A 1,277-nucleotide genomic window follows, 5' to 3' on the forward strand; every position below is an offset into this window, starting at 1 on the left:
ATTCCTAGGAGGAGAAAAGTATGTCAAAAAGAGGAGAAAATATCTATAAACGAAAGGATGGTCGCTGGGAAGGACGTTATAAAAAAGGTCGGAATAAGGAAGGTAGAATTGTTTATGGTTATGTTTATGGAAAACAATATAATGAAGCAAAAGAAAAATTATCAAAAAAAAATGTAGACTATTCTATGTATGGAGAAACAGCTGTACAAGAAGAAATGATGGTGGATGAATGGTTAAATTATTGGCTAAATATTTTAATGAAAAATAGAATCAAACCGTCTACCTATTCAAATTACAGGGGGCGAATCAACCGTCATCTTGCGCCATTTTTTAAAAATAAGCCATTATCTGAGCTGGAAACAGCCGATATAGACAGATTTATTTATTCATTGTATCTATCAGATCTTTCATCCAACACTATTCGCAGTATTATTAGTATGTTAAGAAGTGCTCTGAAAAAGGCTGTAAATGATAATAGAATTTCAAAAAATCCTTGCCAAGGGGTTCTTTTACCGGCATTAACCAAACCAAAAATAAAAAGTTTAGACAGAAAGCAACAAAAAAAATTAGAACAGATTTCTTTATATAAAAAAGAGTGTTCGGCAGAAATTATTGCGTTGTACACGGGAATGAGAATTGGAGAGATCAGTGGATTAAAATGGGAAGATATCGATTTTAAACACAATAAAATTTTTGTAAAAAGAACCATTTCCAGAATCCCTTCAGTAACAGAACCACACAAAACTGAGATTATTATTGGGAAACCAAAGTCAATTAATGGAGAACGTGCCATACCAATATCTAAAAATTTAAAAAGATATTTATTGGCAAAAAAGCAAAAAAGTACCAGTGTATTTGTCATTTCGTGCAAAAATAGTTTTACAGAACCACGTATTATTAATTATCGTTTTAAAAAAGTAGTAGAAGAATCAAAAATAGGTTCTGTTCACTTTCACGCACTTCGTCATACTTTCGCAACGAGATGTGTTGAATCAGGAATTGATATTGCGACATTGAGTAAAATCTTAGGACATGCATCAACCAAAATGACACTCGACATCTATACGGATTCATTGTGGGAAACGAGACGCTCAGCCATGATGGTGATTGATAGACAGCTTAATTATGATGAAAAGATACTCTTATAATAAAAGAGGAGGCATTCAGCAAAACGCTGAGTGTCTATTTTTTTAACCGTCAAAATTATGGTCAAATCTTATTAAGAAATGAGGAATAATCGGATGAATCGAATGAATATCTTGAACTTAATTCTTTCA

The 1,277-nt window shown here is 32.3% G+C and carries 1 protein-coding gene; it reads left to right on the forward strand.

Annotation, left to right across the window (positions count from 1 at the left end; all coding sequences use genetic code 11):
• Window positions 1-20: 20 nt before the first annotated feature.
• Entirely contained in the window at window positions 21-1,148 is a 1,128-nt protein-coding gene (gene xerC / locus A5819_RS18875; protein ID WP_086280924.1) for a tyrosine recombinase XerC, read from the forward strand.
• The last annotated feature ends 129 nt before the right edge of the window (window positions 1,149-1,277 follow it).

It is taken from the genome of Enterococcus sp. 7E2_DIV0204 (assembly GCF_002140855.1).
Classification (GTDB): Bacteria; Bacillota; Bacilli; order Lactobacillales; family Enterococcaceae; genus Enterococcus_L; species Enterococcus_L lemimoniae.